The organism is Enterococcus sp. AZ128, from assembly GCF_051714485.1.
Taxonomy (GTDB): Bacteria; Bacillota; Bacilli; order Lactobacillales; family Enterococcaceae; genus Enterococcus_A.
In genome coordinates this window covers 574,177-596,575 of sequence record NZ_JBIORZ010000002.1, presented here as the reverse complement: position 1 = coordinate 596,575, position 22,399 = coordinate 574,177, and the positions used below count along the sequence as shown (strand labels likewise).

Annotated in this window: 16 protein-coding genes; 15 read left to right on the top strand and 1 reads right to left on the bottom strand. The window is 38.0% G+C overall.

Features of this window, described 5'->3' with window-relative positions:
* Nucleotides 1-49: 49 nt before the first annotated feature.
* Nucleotides 50-3,604, bottom strand: coding sequence for an InlB B-repeat-containing protein (locus IGI38_RS14580; RefSeq protein WP_438731925.1), 3,555 nt, complete (start codon nt 3,602-3,604; stop codon nt 50-52).
* 801 nt (nt 3,605-4,405) lie between these two features.
* On the opposite strand from IGI38_RS14580, the gene IGI38_RS14575 reads away from it, so the two are divergent.
* From IGI38_RS14575 to IGI38_RS14505, 15 genes are all read left to right on the top strand, one after another.
* A complete protein-coding gene (locus IGI38_RS14575) occupies nt 4,406-5,512 on the top strand; it encodes a tyrosine-type recombinase/integrase (protein WP_438731922.1) in 1,107 nt (368 codons plus the stop codon).
* Between the two features lie 578 nt (nt 5,513-6,090).
* Nucleotides 6,091-9,801, top strand: coding sequence for a WxL domain-containing protein (locus IGI38_RS14570; RefSeq protein ID WP_438731919.1), 3,711 nt, complete (start codon nt 6,091-6,093; stop codon nt 9,799-9,801).
* Nucleotides 9,802-9,826: 25 nt separating this feature from the next.
* The gene (locus tag IGI38_RS14565) at nt 9,827-10,189 is read left to right on the top strand and encodes a hypothetical protein (RefSeq protein WP_438731916.1); all 363 of its coding nucleotides are present in this window, start codon (nt 9,827-9,829) and stop codon (nt 10,187-10,189) included.
* Between the two features lie 15 nt (nt 10,190-10,204).
* Nucleotides 10,205-10,846 carry a WxL domain-containing protein gene (locus IGI38_RS14560; protein ID WP_438731913.1) on the top strand — a complete coding sequence of 214 codons (642 nt, stop codon included), beginning with the start codon at nt 10,205-10,207 and terminating at the stop codon, nt 10,844-10,846.
* 100 nt (nt 10,847-10,946) lie between these two features.
* A complete protein-coding gene (locus tag IGI38_RS14555) occupies nt 10,947-12,029 on the top strand; it encodes a DUF916 and DUF3324 domain-containing protein (protein ID WP_438731910.1) in 1,083 nt (360 codons plus the stop codon).
* Nucleotides 12,030-12,101: 72 nt separating this feature from the next.
* The gene (locus tag IGI38_RS14550) at nt 12,102-12,812 is read left to right on the top strand and encodes a helix-turn-helix domain-containing protein (protein ID WP_438731907.1); all 711 of its coding nucleotides are present in this window, start codon (nt 12,102-12,104) and stop codon (nt 12,810-12,812) included.
* A 227-nt stretch (nt 12,813-13,039) separates the two neighbouring features.
* Nucleotides 13,040-13,510, top strand: coding sequence for a phage tail protein (locus tag IGI38_RS14545; protein WP_438731904.1), 471 nt, complete (start codon nt 13,040-13,042; stop codon nt 13,508-13,510).
* A 707-nt stretch (nt 13,511-14,217) separates the two neighbouring features.
* Nucleotides 14,218-15,324, top strand: a complete 1,107-nt coding sequence (locus tag IGI38_RS14540; protein WP_438731901.1) for a tyrosine-type recombinase/integrase — start codon at nt 14,218-14,220, stop codon at nt 15,322-15,324.
* A 410-nt stretch (nt 15,325-15,734) separates the two neighbouring features.
* Entirely contained in the window at nt 15,735-16,514 is a 780-nt protein-coding gene (locus IGI38_RS14535) for a WxL domain-containing protein (protein ID WP_438731898.1), read from the top strand.
* 80 nt (nt 16,515-16,594) lie between these two features.
* Entirely contained in the window at nt 16,595-17,686 is a 1,092-nt protein-coding gene (locus tag IGI38_RS14530; RefSeq protein WP_438731895.1) for a DUF916 and DUF3324 domain-containing protein, read from the top strand.
* Nucleotides 17,676-18,014, top strand: coding sequence for an LPXTG cell wall anchor domain-containing protein (locus IGI38_RS14525; protein ID WP_438731892.1), 339 nt, complete (start codon nt 17,676-17,678; stop codon nt 18,012-18,014). Before IGI38_RS14530 ends, IGI38_RS14525 begins: the two co-directional genes overlap by 11 nt.
* Nucleotides 18,011-20,425 carry a WxL domain-containing protein gene (locus IGI38_RS14520; RefSeq protein ID WP_438731889.1) on the top strand — a complete coding sequence of 805 codons (2,415 nt, stop codon included), beginning with the start codon at nt 18,011-18,013 and terminating at the stop codon, nt 20,423-20,425. The genes IGI38_RS14525 and IGI38_RS14520 overlap by 4 nt, the downstream gene beginning before the upstream one ends.
* 23 nt (nt 20,426-20,448) lie before the next feature.
* Nucleotides 20,449-20,664: a hypothetical protein gene (locus tag IGI38_RS14515; RefSeq protein WP_438731886.1), complete on the top strand. Its 216-nt coding sequence runs from the start codon at nt 20,449-20,451 to the stop codon at nt 20,662-20,664.
* A gap of 76 nt (nt 20,665-20,740) precedes the next feature.
* Entirely contained in the window at nt 20,741-21,496 is a 756-nt protein-coding gene (locus tag IGI38_RS14510; protein ID WP_438731884.1) for a helix-turn-helix domain-containing protein, read from the top strand.
* 2 nt (nt 21,497-21,498) lie between these two features.
* On the top strand, nt 21,499-22,206 hold the full coding sequence (locus tag IGI38_RS14505) for a helix-turn-helix domain-containing protein (protein WP_438731881.1): 708 nt from the start codon (nt 21,499-21,501) through the stop codon (nt 22,204-22,206).
* The last annotated feature ends 193 nt before the right edge of the window (nt 22,207-22,399 follow it).

The following is a 22,399-nucleotide window of genomic DNA, read 5'->3' as shown; positions in this document are numbered from 1 at the left end:
GATTGTTTTGATTATGCAAAAAAAAGAGTGGATTGCTCCACTCTAATGGTTATTTATTGCGATCCTGTTTCTTTACTAGGACGATACTGAAGGTTCCTAGTATCAAAACAAAGCCGATTATTGAAAGTAGTAAACCGCTGTTTTTGTCTTCACCGGTTTTTGGTAATAAGTTCGAAGCGCGGTGTTGAATAGTAGAACTAGTTTTATTCTTTTTTGATTGACTAGATGGTTGATGTTTTATTGTGCTCGTTGCCCTTTTATGTGTGACGCCGTTTGTTTTACCATTGTTTTGGACGGCTTGATTCTTTTTGTAGACATGTGTGATATAGATTGGATCTTTAGAGAAAATCCCATTCATATTACCTGTAGATTTCACGAAATGGTAGCCTTCGATCATGATGTTTGATCCTTTGACATCATACAAGCTTCCAATTACTCCGCTTAATTCCAAGTCTGGATGAATGGTTTTCCCATCAGCATCCACGTATTTCACGATTACGTTTCCTGATTGTTTTGGAGTTTCTTTACTATACGTAAATATAACTAGGATATTGTTGTCAGTAAAGGTTCCCTTTGCATTGTTTGGTAGGATTTTCAGCTTGTAGCCATCGATTTGAAGCTGATAATTTGAGCCAGAAACATCGTATTTGTCGCCCTCTGTTTTTGTTAAGGAGAGGTCATCCGCGATTTTATGACCGTTTTCATCCACGTATCTAACCGTCACCGTTCCTTTTACTTTCTTCACAAATTGCGCTGTAAAAATAGCGTCCTTCGTCAATTGCTCATCAGCTGAAGGCAATGTAGGAGACCAGCCTGAAAACTTGTAGCCTGGATCAGCTTTTGGTGCGGGAACATTTATGGCCGCATCTTTCCAGGGCGTTCCGTAATCAACAGGAGTAGTTATCGACTGATTGGCGTAATTCAATGTGCCGTTGTCGCCAGGTAAGAAGGTGATGTTGACCTGCGTATTTTTCCAGACAGCATATAAGTCCATGTTCGAATCCTCTATGGCAACACCAGATTCACTTAGATCATAGTCTTTAGAGCCATTAAGTGTGTTGCTCCATCCAACTAACGTCTTTCCAGGACGTTCAAAAATTGCCCCTTTCAATGTAACATTCGACTGCTTGATCGCTTTTTGAGACACATCTTCCGGGCTGCCTGCATAATCACCAGCGTGATAATTAATCTGGACAACTTCTTCAGCAGAAGCGTAGACAGCGGTTAACTTCGTTTCTCCTCGTACCTGCAGGTGATCCTCAGGATAATAGATCGTATTATCCTGATCTGATTTCCAACCGATAAAGACTTTTCCAGCTGGTGCGGTAATGCCGCTGTTATCTTTTACTAATGCCTTCGTGGTTAGATCGTAGTCCTTTTCATCAATGGGAGCTGTTCCGATACCTTCTCCGAGGTCATAAGAAACATGGAAACTATCCGTTTGCCAGTTTGCGTATAGATCAATATCGTGGGTCACGGGAATGGTGTCAGAAAACTCAAAGCTGGATTGTCCAACTTGCCAGAACCAGCCATTAAAGATTCCTTTGCCCTCCACATAAGTTTCGCCTTTTACATAGCTGCTTGGAAATGCGACCTGTTCATTGTCCGCATATCCTTGCTGCAGTAGCAGCTTACCGCCTAACGAATCATAATAGCGAACAGTATTTTGATTTGATTCCCATTTTGCGAAAAAGGTTTCGTTGCTATCTGGCATAGTAAATGTATCGAAATCAACTTTTTCACGATAGGCAGAGTCTAAATACCAGCCCGCAAATGTATAGCCAGCTCTAGTCGGATCTTTAGGTGCAGTAATCGTCTCTTGATATTCTTTTGTGGTTGATTGATCTTGCCCACGGAAATCACCGCCCTGAGTATTATACGTTAAGGTATGCTTATTTCTTAGATAATAATAGCTGCCATTATAAGAATCCTCAGTTTGCTTTTTATAAAACGTATATCCATAAATTGGATCCTCTATATAACCGCCTGACGAGGAATAGTAGAGCTGTGTATCAAATAGATCATAATAGTGATCTTCAAATTTCTCACTAGTCTGATTGAACGATTCGACATACATCTTTCTAACATTCTTTTTGGCCGAGGTCGAATAGTCGGCTTTTAAAGTCAAATCATTCTTTCCAGTTGTAGAGATTAAATTGCTTGTCAACGTCATTGGATTACCGGTAGTTGTATTTCCTGAACTTGTGGAATCAGATGGATAGAACCATCCATGAAAGTTTTCATTGGAACTCTTAACGGTCGGATTCTCTGGCCATAAAGAGTGAATGTCTTGTCCATATTTAGCGGAAATCGTATATAAATCAGTATCGGCACCTGTATAGGTTGTTCCGTTTGCGGTCATTTCCGCATCATTTCTATTTAAATTAAAGTGTACCTGATAAATCGTTCGTTTGTAGTAGACATTTATAACCGTTTGACCATTCCCGGAAATGGTATGCGTGTCACTGAAGGCATACGCTGAATAATTCAGTGCGGCTGTTCCTTGACTGTCTGAGTTTTTGATCTGATCAGCTAACGTTTGATTCATGCTGAATTTTTCTCCAGCTTCACCATCACTTTTGACCGTCGACCAAGCAAAATTGTAATTAGAAACATCTTCACCAGGGTCTTTTGACAAATTGGGCTTTTCCATCCAATAGGCGATTGTATAGTTGACTTTCTTTGGCGTCCACACTGCGAACAATGTTAGATCGTTCGTAATCGGTTGATTGAAATTATATACCTCTGCACCATTATTCTCTGTGGACCAGTGAGAAAAGGTATAGCCAGCTCTTGTTGGATCGCTCGGTTTTGGGACGGCTTCCCCATCGTTAACATACTCTGGATCAATTTGAGAACCTTCTGAAATGAACAAGACGGTCCTTTCAGCACTGAATTTTGGCACTAAAACTAAGTGTTTCTCCGCTTTGGTCGCATCAAAGTTGAAGGGAGTCTGCGCGGTATCACCTTCTACATACCAATAAGAAAAGTGTTCTCCCGCAGGAGGTGTTAAGTCAATCTTGGTTTTAGGAATCAGTTCGCCAGGTTTGACATCTTCCGAATCGATAACCGTTCCTTGTTGATTTTTGAATTGAATCAAATAAGTTTGATTGAAATGGGCATAGAATGTAGCCGATTGTTGGAGAGGCGCTTTAAAGTCGAATTGCGTCCCGCCAACAGGTGCTGTAAACCAACCGACAAAACTTATCTGTCCTTCCTGTAATTCTGGCGCACCAGGATAGGGAACAATGCTATTTTTATTCAGTGAAGATTGTTTAAATAGCGTATCACCATTTATAAAAGTAGCGGTAATCCCTTCGGTCCGTGAACTAGTTTCATTTTCTTTTGGTGTTGTTGTTTGTTTGGCGGAAGATGTACTATCCGTCGATGATTCTGGTTGACCATTATTCGTTCTTGTAGTAGATGCAGAAGGAATCATGTTGCTTGATAAGGTTGACCCTAGATTTGTAGATTCTTCTACTGTTGATGCTGCGGGTGTATCTTTACTTTCATTTATTTGATTCGCATAAACATTTACAAATGGTTCAAACAAAGTTACTGCACAGATACTGAAGAGCATGAACCATATAGCATTCTTTTTCAAAAAAATCCTCTCCTAAAACAATTATTAATTCGACCTTATTATAAACATCGTTGTTAATCTATTGTAAGAAAATATTTATTTTGTTAATAAAATTCGTTATCGTTAATTTTTATCTAATCAGAATACAATTGTATTATTTCGTATAAATAATAAACGTCAGTAAAAATAATTTATTTGTTGTAATTAGAATTTATTTTTTTACATCCAGGACTTAACGATAAGGTATAAAACAAAACGAAATAAAGAGCAGCAAAATTTCAATTCAAGAGTTAAATTGCTTGTTTTTTTGTTGTCTATCAAAAACAGCCTTCGGATAGCTTGTTTTTTGATCATTGACTCCGGTATTAATCTGTTAGGGTGACTTATAGAGAGGAGGTAGTTCTCGAATAGCCGAGAAAATAAATGTTTGAAGGAAAAAGCAAGATTGTATCCTGTAAAAAATCAGGATGACCAAGTAAGGATAACTGGAGTATGTACATAAAAAAACATCCCCTCAACAGAGGGGATGTTTTTTACGCCAGAGGTGTCAATCATTCAAGAGTTTATAATTCGAAATTTACTTAGTATTACAAAAACCAAGCAAAAAATTAGTTTAAAAGATTAAAAAACGTATTAAATTTAATCATTAACACCATTATAGGTTAATCAAATTAATAATTCAATGTTTTTTTGACAAAAAAACGATAAAAATTCATTTTTAGTATGATTTTAGAAATATGAAATTAATACGTTAGTAAAAAACATGGAGAAAAGACGTCTGTTTAGAACGTCATTTTCGCCGTCAAAATGAAGGAGAATAATATGCGTAGAGGAGAAAATATCTATCGAAGAAAAGATGGTCGTTGGGAAGGACGATATCGAAAAGGTCGTAAGGCAAATGGACAAGTAAAATACGGGTATATTTATGGAAAAACACTGCATGAGGTACGGATGAAGCTTTATCCTTTAAAGGTTCGTTATCAGACTATCCAAAACATTCGCGGGAATTTTTGTATTCCACTTGAAGAATGGGGAAGGCAATGGTTAAGACACATCCAACGGGAAGTAAAGCCCTCTACCTATGCAAATTATCAATACAAACTGACAAAATATGTTTTTCCTTTTATTGGCAGTTATTTATTGAATGATTTAACACCAGATACAGGGAAAGAAATAATTCGGCAATGGTCTAGTTATGGTCTAAAAGGCTCTACGATGAAAGTGACGCTACGTATTTTATGCCAATGCTTAAACCAAGCCAAGAAACTAGAATATCTTAAAGAAAATCCATTTTCTTCTATTAAGACACCCAAGGAAAAGAAAAAAAGGATTCGCGCGTTAACACAAAAAGAACAACGCGGTTTAGAAAAAGCGGCTTTAAAAGAAGGCGGCGTACGAGGGTTACCTACTTATTTAGCATTGTATACGGGGCTGCGAATTGGAGAGATTGCGGCATTATGTTGGTCAGATATCGATTTTGAACGAAATATTCTTCAAGTCAGTAATACCTACCAACGATTGGCCTTGTCAGATGGGTTACATAAAACACAACTGATTTACACTTCAGCCAAAACAGAGGCAGCTGTGAGAATTGTTCCTTTCGGAGCGAAATTAAGAAAGCTACTGCTGCGGTTAAAGAAAAAAACAAACAGCAGTTATGTTTTTTCATGCAATAGTCGACCGGTAGAACCACGTTTATTGACGTACCATTTCCACCGTCTTCGGGAAAAAGCGGGAATCACTGGGATTCACTTTCATCAATTACGACATACTTTTGCGACAAGATGTTTGGAGGCGCAGGGAGATATCTTATCTGTGAGTGCTATGTTAGGACATACTTCGACGCAATTGACGTTAGATACCTATGCGGATTCGATGATCGAACAACGTATGCAGGTTATTTATCAAATGGAAAAAATAATACAATAAAAAATTAGTTGAAATCTAAAAAAAAAAAAGAAATACGATTTTTGGACGGTTCTTTTTTTAAAAACCGAGAAAGCGCTTACTCGGAGCGGCTAAAGCACACGAATGTGCTATTTCCATTAGAAAATTGAAAATTATCCGCAGAATAATTTATCCGCCGTCAGTTTTCGTCAAGGCATCCCTTTAAACATTCGTTTATCAAAGTTTTTAGTGTCCTCCTTGGTTTTTGTAATACCAAGAAGCGCTTGGATAGCTAGTCAAATAACTTAGCACTATTCCTTTTATTTTAACAGAAAGTTGTTCAAATACTAAACGAGAAATTTCTCATTCTGTTCGAAATAAAAAAAGAGAAGTTGTATGAACGATTTGAAAGAAAAGTTAAAACTAGCGAAGTAAACCAGTTTATCACTTCTGAAGTGATTTCTGGAAGGAGTGAATGATTTTGCCTTTAGCAGGATCAAAACAAAGTCACTTTTTCTGTGGAGATGTGTTCAAGCGATGGGCTTTAATCCAATCGAAGCACAGTAGGGGGTGTATAGTTTTTGGGAAAAAAGTCTAAGTACGTGAAAAATAAGAGGGGGATGATCCGAAAATCAAGAGCTGTGTTAAGCATCTGGCTCATTTTTAGTACTAGTGCACAAATGTGCTCAGGTGTTGTTTTGGCTGAAACTAAACCTGAATCTGATAATGATGTTCTTCCACGAGAGACAATTCAGAGTAATGTCGTGGAAAATGAGTTCACTGATAAATCAACGGCTATAAAAGAGGATGAAGACGATACAGTTACAGAAGAATCTTCTACTCGGGTCCCAGAGAATACTGAACCAGAGAAAACGCCGAACAGCTCACCAAAGATCACTAGAGGAGTGTTAGATACTGTTGCATCGAAGATAACAGTTGAGAGTACCGGAATTGTCTTGAAAGCTGATGGAAGCTATCTTTTGATGGATGAACCAAGAGATTACGCGGACGGTACGTACGATCCAGCTACCCATGTCAAAGAGGAAGGGCTGTATGACGAAAATACCATTATTGAAATTGCGAATACCGGAAGTTTTACTGACAATCAACTTTATTCTGAAAGAAGATCTTCTGGCGTTAACCGTATCCAGCAAATCATTATTACTGATGGAACCAACGGTGAGTTAACCATTTTAAGCGACTCTGCGTTAGATATTCAAAATAATTTGGATTATGGAATCAAGGTACCAAAATTGATTATCGGAGAGAAAGAGGAGTTGGATTGGAAGCCAGTAGACTTGAATGTAACATCCAGCAAGATTGGTATTCATACGATCGATGGCACAGATAACATTACTGGCAATGTTCACGCAACAGCTAGTCAAGCAGGAATTAGTATAACGGATGAAAACCCGCCGTTTCGTGATAATTATTCTGAAATGGCCGCTTTTCGAAAGAAGCTCGAACAAGGAAATGCCTATGGAGAATATAAAGGAGAAATTGGAACGAAAATGTACGCGGAAGCGACAGGTTCGTATGGCTCAGGCGCAGTTTTTTCGATGTATACATTAGATGGGGCGGAATTGACAGGTAAGTCCGACTCGAATGGTTATGGTGTTTTTTCTACAGATGGAGTAACCGTAGAAACAAGCTTTGGAATAGCTGGAGAAGGAACAGATCGCACCTATGTAGCCTGTTTAACAGGAGAAGCATCGAATGGTATCGGCGTTTTTGTCGAAGGTATTTTGACAAATTACGGCGGGACGATCAATGGAACTGCTCTAACAGGGAATGGGGTTGAATCGAACTACTATGAATCCTATCCAGAATCTCACAATGCTGAAGAGCATCTGTCTGAATTGAATGGATCGACTGACACAGGATTTGGAATCATAATGAGAAGTTTTTCTGAATATGGCGGTAGTTACGAGATTGATGCAGGAGCTATGCAACTGACATCAGGCGAAGTCAATGGTCAGTCAAAGGATGGTACTGGAATTTTTTCTGGAGAGCTTCGAGTAACTCCTGAACAAAAAGTCGATATTTGGGGTTCCGCAATCAAGGGACAAGGAATTGTTGGGAAAGAGATGCTTACGGATAAGTTCAATGACCCAAAACCTAAACTAAGTATTTTAGGAGAGTCAACGGGCGAATCGAGCACAACTGTTTCTACGATTGAAGAGTTATGTTCAGATGTTGACATTTTAAATGAGGCTCTGCCAGTTTCAGCCGGAATAATTTTACTTAGAGGAATGGAGCATTCTGGAGTTGACTTAAGTTTGAAAGGAACAGCACCGATTGCTTTAGATCGTTCCTACGGTATCTATTCATGTGATGGAGTGGAGTCAAGATTGAGCATTATCGGAGATAAATCAGTGACGATCGAAGCCGAGGGAGACTGGGGGATAAAAGTATCTCAGTTAGATGCTCGCGTAGAGAATGCATTGTCTGATACTGAGGGGTTAATTTACGTAGAAGTAGATGCTCGTTCAGTGGGAATAGAAACAGCGCGTGATGTTTCTATTAATAGCTATTGTGAAACTGAACGTGACACAGGATCGAAAGTTGATGTAACTGCTAGTGAAGGGAGCGGCATCGTTTCTCCCCTAGGGTTGAGACTGTACTTCACTGGAGATCCAAATTCATTTCAAATTCCTATAACGATTGATGCGAAGGATATCGCTATAAATGCTGATAATTCTCTTGGCGATGAAAATTCCGGTTCAAAAATAATCCTGTTCGGAACGAATATCAAGGTTATAAATGCCGATATTGGAATTAAGGGTGTAAGGCAACAATATTACGAATTTATGAATAATCTGATATCGATAAAGACTCTTAACGAAGGAATAAATCTTGAAGAGCCTGATGAACCAGGATACATGATGATTTCTGAAACCTCTATGGATATTGAGAGTGGAACTTACGGATTGAAAACCGAGAATATCAGTATAAATATAGATGGTGGAGGCAGTCAGCGAAGTGGACATCTAAGCGACGTGATAGATGTTACTGCTCAACAATATCCAATATGGCTGACTGGAAGTTTTTCAGCGGATCAACCAATTCTTACTATCTATAATGGAAAGAACTTTGATGAAGATTGGAATGAGCAGCCTAATGAACTGCGGATCACGACAACCTCTAAAGGGCTTAAACCAGATGATGGGAATCATCCAGCTTTTTACGTTGAAGACCATGCACTAGACATCGATGGTTCACAAGAAGATATCAAAATTATTGAAAATTATGAGACAAAAGTTTCTGAAGCGTTCAATACAACACCATCTACACCGTATTCAACATCCGCCAATTTCAATATCGAAAAGTATTCGAATTATGAATGGACAGCTACTAGAACGGATACAAATAATAATGTGGTAGTTGATACTTCTCAAGCTGCTCAAAACAAACTATTTACTTCGGATACAGACTATCAGGAAGCGAAACTAACAGCAAAACGGATGAACCATAAGTCAGGTGAGCGAATTTTTGTTGGTGAGGATAGTGTCGGAACTCCTGACATGATTTTACATGAAATCAACATGATCGTTCGTCGTGAACAACAATACAGTGTGACTTATGATTCTAATGGCGCGGATGGCGGAATCACCCCGAATGATCCGACTTTATATAATCAAGGAGACACAGTGAATGTCTCTCCAAAGGGTGATTTATCTAAAACAGATCATGAATTTGTCGGTTGGTTAAATAGTGAAGATAATCAAATTTATCAAAATCCTTTCTTATCCAGCTCGCCAACTACGTATACGATGGGACAAGCAGATATTACGTTTACTGCTCAGTGGCAGCCAGAAAGTAGCGGCGAAGAATTAGAATTATTGACTGCTGATATTCCAGATGATTTGAAGTTTGGGACGCATAAGATTGACTATAGTTCCGACAAAACTTACTACGCTACTGATAGCGGCACTGACAATGAAAATGTGGCAGCAGCGGATATTACGACTGGAGGAGTAGTGGTTAAGGATACTCGTTTATCTAGCACTGGCTGGACTCTAACGGTGAAGCAATTGACACAATTTAAGAACGCTTCTAATCAAGAAATAACTGGAGCACAATTATCTTTCAAAGTGGGGCAGCCTGACTTGAGTCAAAGTACCGGAGGAGTACCAAGCGGTGTCAGTAATCAGAAAGTTACGCTAACACCAATGGTTTCAAGTACGTTATTACAAGCTGCAAGCGGGCAAGGTAAAGGAATCGTTGAATTACCGATTGAGAACTTTACGTTAGAGGTTCCTGGAAATGCTGAAAAATATGTTAGTGAATATACCACTCAACTAGAGTGGCTGGTATCAGATGTACCGTAAGAGGAGGAAGGGAGAACAACACAAAATGAAAAAGCGGCTGACAAGATTCTTTGCTTGCCTATTCTTAAGCCTGTTTGTACTTCTTGCTAACACCTCTGTGGGGTACGGAGCTCAGGAATTGGAAAATAATAAAAATGGTTCAGTTGGAAAGGTCGGTTTCTATTTAGAAGAAACGGGGACCTCTGAAACGACTTCGAAAGAGGGAAATGTTTCTAAAACGTCCCCTTCCTCTGGATCAGGATCACAATCTAATAAACGGCTTCCGCAAACAGGGAGCCTGCTAAAATGGTCAACCGTTGGTTTAGGGATTGGGATTTTACTATTTTGTACCATGCTTTATTTAACTAAGTTAGTAAAACACTTGATGTTTTATTATAAAAAAAATTAAGGAGAGAATAAAAATATGAAGAAAAGAGCATTAGGTTATGTATTTGGAATCGTTGGGATTTCACTATTAGGAGTGAATGCGGCACTGCCGACAGCAGACGCAGCAGTGACTAAAACAACAGATGGACACGTTACGTATGTCGAGGGCGATTTAGAATTAGTTGGTTCTGAATTACCAGATGACCTTAACTTTGGTTCTCATACGATTCAGTATGACTCGGATAAGACTTATTACGCAACGGATAGTGGAACAGATAACGAAAACGCTGCGGCGACAGACCTTACTACAGGCGCAGTAAAAGTAATTGATGGTCGTAGTGCTGCAAGCAAAGGCTGGAGTGTAACTGTTCAGCAAACAGCTCAGTTCAATGATGGTACCAATGATTTAGCCTCAGCAGTATTGTCTGCTTACGGGGATCCAACCTCAGTTTCAGTTTCAGGGTCAACTGATTTTGCTGCTGGAAAATTAGCATTGACGCCAGGACAAGACAAAAAAGTAATGGGTGCAACAGCAACTGAAACTGGTTCAGTTGGAAAAGGAACAACTACTTTAGACTTAACACACTTCACTTTAGAAGTACCAGGAGCATCTGCTAAATCAGTAGGTACTTACGATTCTGAAATCGTTTGGACTGTTTCGGCAACTCCAGCAACTTAATAAGTTCCAAGTGAGGTTGGCTCAAACATTTCTGTTTTTCTAGGCAATGTTTGAGCCTATTTTTATGATAACTAAGACGAGATAAAGGTGAGGTCAGTACATGAGGACAAATAAGTTCGTAATCAGTTTACTAAGCATACTTCTGCTTTTCAGTATGTCGATGTTTCCGCAAACAGCTGAAGCAATCGATGGACTAAAATTTAATGTGACACCCAATATTCCAGACAATCAATACAATAAGGAAGTTTCCTATTTTGATCTGTTGATGAATTCTGGCGAAGTACAGGAAATTTCAGTAATGTTGAAAAACCCAACGGATGAGAAAGTTGTGATCATCCCGCAGATTAATTCAGCAATGACCAATTCTAGCGGAGTAGTTGAATATTCCAATCATAATAATAAAGAACGTGTATATGATAAGAGTTTGAAGCACAATATTGAAGACCTTGTTCAATTGAATGAAAAAAAGATCACATTAGCACCGCAGGAAGAAAAAGAATTGAAATTAACGATTACTATGCCTTCGGAAAAAGTCGATGGAGTGATCGCTGGCGGGATTTATTTAGCTCAAAAAGATGAATCAACCAAAGATACCGAAGAGACCACAAAAAAAGAAACATCCACCAATTTGAAAAATCTATACGGCTACCAAATTGCTTTATTGCTGCGAAACAACGATCAGTTAGTATCTCCAAACGTTGTCTTTGAAGGGGCGCAGGCCGATCAATTGAATGTGCGAAATGCAGTATCTTTGAAAGTGCGCAATAGTACGCCTACATATATAAATAAAGTCAATTTTCAAGCAAAATTAACTCGAAAAGGTTCAGATGAGGCAATTGTTAAAACGAATCAAGAAGATATGCAGTTTGCGCCCAATACTATTTTTGATTTATTTGTTCCTATGGAAGGAAAAGGCTATGAAGCTGGCGACTATGTTTTGACAGGCTCGATCGTTTCCGGAGACAACAAGTGGCCGATCAAAGAAGCATTTACAGTAACTCGTGAACAAGCAAATAAATTTAACGAAAATGATCCAGATGTTGAACCTGAGGATTACACCATGATCATCATCCTTGGCGCGTTAGTTGCAGTATTTGCTTTAGCAGCAGTCTACTTAATGCGTAAAAGTAAAAAACAAAAAGCTTTATTGAAGCAATTGAACGATGAGAAAGCAGAGAAATAGAAACGAAACCTTTAGAACAATTGAGTTTTCTATTTCATTCATTAAAAAATGTAGAGATAACGGAGGAGAATCATGACCAGAATACTACTATTAACAAAAAATGTATTTCACGAGTATAATTTTGAAAAACAACTAAGACAATTAGGAAATGAAGTTTTCACCTCCGAATCCTTAGTTGATAAGTTTTTGTATGATCAAGTTCCGGATGACCTATTGTCGATGTTTCATCAAGTGATTTTTAGTGAAACGATTGATAATAAAGAAGTCGCTTGTTTACTCATAAAAATAAAGAAACCGCTGCTTGTTTTTTTAAGGAAAACAGACGAGGTTCTAGAGGAGAAACAAAGCCTTGAATGGAAAGAAAAAGGCCTTACAGGATGGTTGAATTGTCAACCGACATTGGAAGCTTTACGAGATCAGTTGATTCATGAACAACTTGAACAAGGGGGGAATATCTTTTTATACCGCCCTGAAAAAAAGCGAATCAACATTTTAAAACTTTCGTTAAGCGCAGGTGAATCCAGATTATTGTCGATTCTTTACCAGCAACAGAATGCCTTCATATCTCGAGAAGACTTATGTATGGAGATGTGGGGGAAAGATAAATCAAATTCTGCCATGTCTCAACTTTCATCATTGGTCAGAAAATTAAGGAAAAAACTGGAAGAGTCTGAGATAGAGGGCGAGATAATTGAGACCTCTTGGGGACAAGGCTATCGACTAGATCATCAGGCATATCAACAGCTGTATATGCCTCAATTTGACGAGTCGCTAGTTCAGTAGCGAGCAGACAATAAAAAATAGAAGACGATTAAACTGCTCATAATTAGTGAGCAGTTTTTGTTTCACCTAGGCTATATCTTCCAATAATTGAGTCTCAGAAAGCAAAATTCGACATATATTTACCAAAAGGAAAAATTAAATCCCCTCGCGATACATATTTCTTGTCGACTTTTAATGAGCCAGCTATACTTAAGGCGATTATTGACTCATCAGAGAGGAGAATGGAATTGTCCTATATAGTGAATTTTAAAGAAGTAGAAACGATCGGTTTGGAATCGTCACCAGTGTCCGCAGCACTGGCTGGATTGAGGGCCAATGAAGCACGCTATTTTTGGAACAAATACAAATTCGAGTATGTAACTTTCCCAGCAAAAGAAAAGCAAGCAGAGGTCAATTGGCTGAATAAAATTCTAAAGGAAGAACGTGATTTAGGGTTTTCCTCGAAAATTTTGGAAGTGGCTATTTATGAAGATGATGATTTATATTGGCCCGAATTTTATTTTGAAAATGGGATGGTCATCAATGTCCTTTATACTAAAACGGGGGAAAAACCAAAACGAGCAGTAGGGATTAAACTTTCAGAAGGAATGGACATTCCAGAAGAGTTGGAAGGAAAATTTAAGTTTGCCAGACAGAAATCAAAATTAGCCGGAGAAATCCGCGGCAGTTATTTTGTCTTGAAACAAGAATGGATCTAGTATTTTGACTATAAATCACTAAATAACCGAGCGACCATGTATGATTATGTGGTTGCTCGGTTTTTTTGGGTACTTGTAAAGTCACATTTATGTTAAAACGCTTGTTTAATGATCTTAAATAATGGGTAAGAGGAGGACTTGAAAATCTTTTTTATTAGAAAACGGGAATTTGCGAGCTACGGTCCAAAATGTTTGTGGCAAGAAGTATTTTCTAACTTAGAGCACACTGACAACCAAATAATTGGTGTAAGAGTCACGACCAAGCTAAATCACTTTTTTGAATAATCACCGTTTACTATCTTTATAAACAAAATATCATGATGATTAATAATATTGATTTTTCAGGATACGAACATTAAGTTCATGATAAACAAAAGCAGATTCTCAACATTGTTGGGAATCTGCTTTTGTTTATCAAAAAAATATTGATTATAATGTTATTTTCGCATAGGTTATTACTTAGTCTATTCAAAACCATGAATGAAAATCTTATATCATCAGTGTTAATTTAATGAAAAAAAGAATTGGTATGACTTAATTATAAAATATAAGATAAGAATAATCAATATCTTTTAAAAAAATCATCAAAAAAGAATAAATGTAATTCTGTGAATTGAGAATTTTGTACGAAAATCAGTTAGAAGTAAGCAGGACGAAAAAAAACTCGATTATTTACCGTCAAATAAGCCGTCAAGAGGAGAACTGATATGCGCAGAGGAGAAAATATTTATAAACGAAAAGATGGACGTTGGGAAGGCCGATATAAAAAAGGCTACAAACCTAGTGGACAAATCAAATATGGCTATATCTATGGAAAAACTTTCCATGAAGTACGAACGAAGCTCTATTCGGTGAAAGCTTATTATCTTACACAACAAGAGATTTACGGCAGTGCCTGTATTCCATTAGAAGAATGGGGATATAGTTGGTTAAAAGAGGTTCAACAAGAAATAAAGCCCTCAACTTATAGTTCCTACGAGTATAAGTTGAAAAAATTTGTTTTTTCATTTATTGGGACCTTATACCTAAATGAGTTGACTGAAGTTGTTGGTAAACAGTTAGTGTCACATTGGTTGGATAAAGGGCTTGAGGTCTCAACGATGCAGGTTATTTTACGAATCACCAATCAATGTCTGACTGCAGCCAAACGAAAAAAATATCTAAATGAGAATCCGTTTTTAATGGTAAGACTTCCAAAGAAAACAAAAAAGACGATACATTCTCTGAATAAACAGGAGCAGCGATTGGTCGAAAAAGTGGCATTAGCCGAAAAGAATAATACTGGTTTGCCAACCTATTTAGCATTACACACAGGTCTGAGGATTGGTGAAATTGCAGCATTGCGTTGGAGGGATATTGATTTTGAACGGAACCTCATCACTGTTAAGCAAACCTACCAACGAATTTCCCTAGCTATAAATGATAAGAAAACACAATTAGTCATTGGATCTACCAAGACTGATTCAGGTGAACGTTCCATTCCTTTAAGTCCTACATTACGAAAATTATTGTTAAGGCATCAACGACAATCGAAAGGAAGTTATGTCTTTTCAACGAAAAATCATCCGATGGAGCCACGGTTATTAACCTATCATTTTCATCAAATTCGAAAAAAATGCGGCATGGAAGAAATCCATTTCCATCAATTACGTCATACCTTTGCGACACGCTGTTTAGAAGCCCAAAGTGATATTTTATCAGTTAGTGCCTTGCTAGGTCATAACTCCACAAAATTAACCTTGGATACCTATGCGGACTCTATGACTGAACAGCGAATTGAAGTAATCTATCGCATGGAAGCATCCATCTGTTAACTATACAAATGACATGACGACGCGAAAAAAAATTTTTGATTACAGAATTATAGGGGACTTCGTTTTTCTCTTTTTAAGAAAACGCTTACTTTTCGAGAGGTTTTATATTCTTTTAGTTTTTCTTACTTCAAAAGAAGAACTGACATTTAGTTGATTCCTAATTTTTTTATTCGCCGTCACTCTCCGTCAGGAATAAAGCAGAAATATTGAGACATCAGTATTTAATTAACGAATCTTAGTTTTGAATAAAACATGAAAAAAAGTAACCAGAACATAGCTGAAAAAAGTTTCTCTATTTTACTTATTTTAGTATCAAATGTTCGATTTGTACATTTTTTGCTTTATTGATTATTGGTTAGAGAGACTATCAAGTCTTTTTGATAATAAATATTTTACAAGGAGAGAAAGAGATGAATAAGAAGAAATTAATCACAGGTCTGTTGAGTACAGCCTTTGTGGGAGGGGTATTGGTGGCTTCGACGCTTTCAGCTGATGCAGCAACATATGGTGGTCGCTCTACAGGATCAGTATCATTTAAGTCAGGGACATTGGTTCTTCCGCCAATTGATCCACCTATTGATCCGCCAGTAGACCCACCAGTAAAAGATTTTGGTTTGTTATATGTTCCTAAGGAGTTTAACTTCGCAGAAACAACGGTTCCAACAAGTACAGTTACTACGGTTACTAAAATTGCGATAGATTCTGACTGGGAAGGTAATCCAGCGTCTGACACTAGTGGCGCAGCGGGGTCAAACACAACCACTAAACATTTTGCAGTCGGAGATGTTCGTGGAAAACGTGTCGCAGGGTGGAAATTAGAAGCCAAGTTAAGAGCGGATTTGGAAGATAGCGGTACCAGTAAAACATTAACAGGAGCAACGATTACTATGTCACAAGGAATCAATGAGTTGACGCCTACCACTTGGGTAGAGACACCAACAACTGCTGGTGCAGGTGCAAATACGCCAGATGTAGTTCCTTCATCAGTTACTTTAAGCACGACTAGTTCGACGATTATGAGTGCAGCAGCAGAATCCACTTTAAATGCGGCAGATGGACGTGGTGAAGGCTACTGGCAAGGAGAATTCACTAATATTGAATTAAATGTTCCAGCAACACCGATGAATCAAGTCGCCGCAGGAGAACAATATGCTGGGTACATTGACTGGACCTTGACAGATTCTATTTAGATCATGAATAAGTAAGATAGATTCGGAAGATGGATTGAAGAAAAATTATCTTCAATCCGTTTTCATTCTTAGGAGTATACATGAAAAATAAAGATACTTTTTTTAAAATACTTTTTTTACTACTCGTCCTATTTTTTCTACCAAGCGGGTTTGTCCATGCTGAAAATACGACGGAGAGTCATAACGATCAAACAACCGAAACAAAGAAAAAGGCTGGTTTTACCGTTCAGTCAGTCTTACCGGAGAATCAGATCAATGATAGGGTAAGTTATTATCATTTACTCGTACATCCGGGACAAACACAGACTATTGAAGTAAAAATATTGAACAATTCATCGGAAACACAGGAATACAATGTTGAAGTTATTCGTGCAGCGACCAATAAAAATGGATTGATTACTTATGATGAACGAGAAAAAAAGCCGAATGAAAGCATGAAATTACCAATAACAGCTATAGCAAAACCCAAATTTGATGTGGTTTCAGTGAAGGCGTATTCGGAAGGAAAAGCAGAAATAGAGCTATCTATTCCTAACGATCAACCTTTTGAAGGTATTCTTTTAGGCGGCATTCGTATTTCATTAAAAGAGAAGGACGCGGATGAGAAGGAGACAGGTCTGTCTGTACAGAATACGTATGGCTATGCCATTGGAATGGTTGTTACAGAAGAGGAAAAAAGCCCAATTTATGGAGAGCCTGAACTGAAGTTAGCTGGAGTGAAGCCTGAATTGAATTATGGTAGTAAAATCCTTGAGGCGTCTATTCAAAATCCGGAACCTGTTTCTATCAAGGATGCGACTGTGGAAGGTAAGATTGTTTCAAAGGGAACGAATAAGGCGATTGCAGAAAATAAAATAAAGAATGTGAGTATTGCACCTAATTCAGTATTCCCATTTCATATTGACTGGGGTATGAATCAGATTGTCGCCGGCGAGTATACCTTTAAAGGTATAGCAAAGGTTGGAGAGAATAAATGGCAATTTGAACAAGATTTTACGATAACAAGTAAAATTGCAAAGAAGATGAACGAGCAAACTGCCTTCAAAATTATCATTCCTGATTGGTACATGACCACAGCTTATATTCTTATTGTCGTTACAGTGACAGTACTTGCATTTTTGATTGTTCGAATAGTAAAGAGAACGAAAGGAAGGAAATCAAATGAAGCGTAAACTATTTCTGAGTATTCTTTTATGCTTTGCAGGGTTATGGTACTCGTCTCTTATTGTTAATGCGGACAGCTTTAATGGGCAGACACCAGTAGGAGTAGGGTTCGTGGATGAAAAGGAAAAGAAGTCAGAAGAAGAAAAAGAAAAGACTAGGGAAGCAGATAAAACACTTCCTGCTACAGAAAATCATTCCAGCAATCAATCGTTTGGAGCTAAGCTGCTTCCGAGGACTGGTGACGAAATGAAAATGGGGATCAGTATTTTAGGTGTTGTTCTCTTCTCTGGAGCGCTCTTTATCTACCTGAAAAGAAGCAGGAGGGATAGAGAATGAAGAAAAGAATGATCAAAATTGCGACACGAGTAGGTATAAGCTTGGCCTTCTTTTTCGGTACTTTTTCTTCAACCAAGCAAGTATTAGCTGCAACAGCTACAGCAAATTTCCCGGCAATGCCGCTCCAAATGAATTTTCTTGATAAAGATGGGACCGATTTTTCTAAAGCATTAAGTTTGCAAGGAGAATCTCGGTATACTGATGTGACAAATAGTGTGATGAATGCACAATCAACATCGCCTTTAGGAATAATAAAGACTCCCGGGGTTAATCAGTTTACCATTACTATACCAGCTTTTAATGCTACTACAAACGGCTATGGTTCAGTTTATAATGAGAAAATGCAAACTTCACAAAATTACGTTGTTCCAGCCATTGCTTTAGCTCGCTACGTAAAATATTTTGAATTAAACAAAGGAGCGCCTGTCTATTTAGTTAAGCATTGGGATCATCATAATACTGGAAATGTAGGAGAGTCATTAAAGTATTTTGAAAGGAGAAGCGATGGGTCTTTTGTAGGAACACCGTTACTTGGATTTAACCGTTCAGGTCCGTTGACGTTTGGGACGTCCAATGCATATGAAGACCGTATTGCTCCCTACGCACAAACACATACCTCAATTATAGGGGATACTGGAGTACCTCCCTATGACTATTATGCGGTTTATTGTCAGTTCAAGGAAATATTCGAAGATACCTCTGGTACGGGAATTACGCCGCCAACGGGATATGCACAAAATAAATTGTCTGATATTACTTCAGATCCCTATACGTACACGATGAATAAAGGCAGTTCCTTGCCTAAAACATATACGATTGGGACAGATATTTATACGTATAAGGGATGGTATAAAGGTAAAAATAATCAAGCTTCAATTAATGACACGCATCCACCAAGTATAACTTGCCAAGCCGAATTTGATGATTCAAAAGATGAGATCCACATTGTGTATGACAAAAAAACAGCACGGACTGTTAAAGAATTGTATGTAGGGTCAACATGGACTAATATCAACACTGTTTGGAATACTACCCAAAGTATAGGAGATGGTTATACGTTTGAAGGGAGCCCAGCTGCCAGTAAAACAGATGCGGGAAATAATGAGTGGGAGTATAACGGTTGGAAACTTAGTACTGAATCAGCTGGAAGTCTACGACCTAAAACAACTCCTGTCTCAGTAGTTATTAACACGAATACGAATATTCAGTACCAGTATACTCGAAAAAAACGCACAATCACTGAAAAGTATTTGAAAGACTCAGATGGTACTCTAATTGCATTAAAACCAGGATCTTATATTTTTACAAATCCTAGAACTAGAACAGTTGATGATAACACAAACTTCTCAGCTTCTGGCATAGCATTAGTTGATCCATCATCGAATATTTGGGACTGTGTTGGTTGGGAGAATGTCACAGATGATCCAGGAGTAATTAATTCGACAACTGGAGGATTGATATCAAATGTCAAAACAGATAAGGAAATTAAGTATTATTACTCACCGAGAAATGCTGCAGCCACTCTCGATTTAACACCTAATCCTAAAATTATTAGTAACGGTGGAGGTGTTTCATGGACTAGCCGAGTCACAAATACCAGCTCAACGGCACTGAAGGATATAGTATTGAAGAAGACTTCGGACTGGTCTAGCGGATTAGCAGCACCAACTCAAGTTACTGTAACACCCGCAACCGGTGCAGCTCAGACATTCCCTGTAACTGCAAGTGATTGGGCATCAGGATTGGCGTTAACAGGTATTTCAATTCCTGCAACGACCAATAATTATGCCGACATTACCTTTTCGACGACTGCTTCAGGCGCAGTCAATCAAGTATTGCCTGCAGAAATCGAACTGGATGGAAATATCTCTACTCCGATTAAAGCGGATAATTTTGTACGGATTGATGATCCAGATGAACCAAACTTGGAGCCTGGCAATGCAGGATTGATTAATATTCCGACATTTAAGTTTGGACAAGTTGAAGTAAAAACTTATGCACAAACAAAAACATTAAATGCCGCAGATTATCAAAGTGGCTACAATCCTTATATTCGCTTGATTGATAAGGAGAGTATGGGCGGGTGGTCGTTAACAGCTAAATTGGGGCAATTTAGCAGTGGGACAAAAACATTACCCATAACCACTAGTATTAGTCTGAAGAATGGCGATCTAAAAGAAGTGACCGATTATGACCAGTACAATGAATCTATGACTTCTCTAGGAGGAATAGGGAATAAGGTAATCACTTCAGATGGTACATCTGTCTCCTTAACTAGTAATAGTTCTCAAGGAGTTTATCAATTGGACTATGCGATTAGTGATGTTGAACTGAGTTTACTTGGAAATACCGGCACTGCTGGAAATACCTATACGGCCAATATGGATTGGACATTGACGACAGCACCTTAAATAGAAAGGAATAGTAAGTAACTATGTACAATTATGTTTGGTTTGCTGCAGGAACTAGCGGAATTCTTCTACTCTCTTTTCTCGTTCTATTGATCAAAGATCTTTCATATTGTGAACGAACGAAAAAGACAAAGTGGCGATATCTATTGCCTAATTGGGCGTTATTTCTAGTGACTGTGGCCTGGGGAGTTTTAGCGATTGCATTATATTTAAACATTCAGCAGCAATTAACAAGTTAAAAAAGAACCGCTCATTTTTGAGCGGTTTATACATAGCATTATAAACTCTAGGTAATCCAAAAGAACGAGGTGGAAAATGAATCGTATTTTAATCCTAACAAAGAATATTTCTGTTGATACCTATTTACAGAAACAGCTTCAGAAGTTGAACTATGAAGTTTTAATTTCGGTCTCTTTGTGGGATCAATGGGACCATTCTCGCAAACTAGACAACTTTATTCAAGCCTTTCAATTGATCTTTCTGAGTGAAACGATCTCAAATGAGGAGGCGAAAGAGTTTGGTAAGCAGTTTCGTAATGATTGTTTGATCCGAATTGTTGGTGAAGAACCATCTGAATCTACTTTAGCAGAATGGAGCAATTGGTATATTTCTGATTGGATAATGACGAATGCATCATTAGAGCGGTTAAGAGAGAAACTGATTTATAAGCATCAGGTGCTTCAGAACGAATTCGTTAACGATCATCTAGGAAATTATCCAATGGAACAAAGAAAGCTGATCGTTCCTATTTATTTTTCGGATATTCATTTTACGAAACTGGAAAAAGAAATCATTCATAGGCTAATTAAGGCGAAGAATTTGTCTCTGAGAAGGGATGCGCTCTGCCAAGGATGGCGATCAAAAAATCAAAATTCGAAGCTCAGTCAACTATCTTCGGCTGTGACTCGAATTCGGAAAAAAGTCGTGGAAGTCTATGGAATAGAGGAAGCGATTCGTACACTTTGGGGTGAGGGGTATCAATTGAGCAATTATTTTTACCATTGCCTAGCAAAGGGAGAGTTTCAGAGACATTTAGCACAACCAATTTTTAACAACGGAAAGAAGGAATGAATATGAGCCAAATCTTGTTATTTACCAATAATCCATTGAATGAGCAACCTTTTGAGGAACGATTGCGACAATTAGGTCATGAAGTATTTACTACAAAAGCGATGATAAACTTCTGTCTTTTGGACAATTCAATGAAGGATATTGTCAAAATTTTTCATCACATCATTTTAAGTGAAACATTGGCGAATGTGGAGGCTCAAGAACTATTAGGGGTACTAAAACAATACTCAATACCTGTCTTCAGAAAGTCAGATGAAGAATTGAAAGAGGTACAATTAGAGGAATGGAAAAAACTGGGGATAACCGAATGGATCGAAAGTAGGCCATCTATCGAAGTGCTGAGAGAAACCTTAAGCCGAGATATATTTAGACAGGGTGACAATGTCGTTTTTCTACCGCAGCCAAAAGGAAAGCGTACAATTTCAAGCTTGAAATTAAGCTCAGGTGAGGTAAAATTATTCAGAATTCTTTACCAACAACATGCAAATATTCTTTCACGAGAAGAGATCTGTTTACAGATGTGGAACAAGAGAAAAAGTAATTCGACGATGTCTCAATTATCCGTACTTGTCAAACATTTAAAGGAGAAGCTAGCAAAACAACACGTGACAGGAACAATCATTGAAACTTGTTGGGGACAAGGATATAAACTAGATGAAACGGTTTATGATCAGTTATATGTTGAGGAAGAAGAAAGCGGGATTATGTAGTAGGAGCTTCAAAATAGAAAAGCATGAAAGCAGAGACTATTTACAACCTAGAGGTTCCTGACAAATGAATAGTTTTCAAATGTGAGATGACCGATTTGGACATCTCTTTTTTGTGCTGAAGAGAGCTCAATACACTTGCTGAAGAACAAAGCAGCGGCTTTTTGGTACCTTGAAATATTTTGATAAAAGAAGA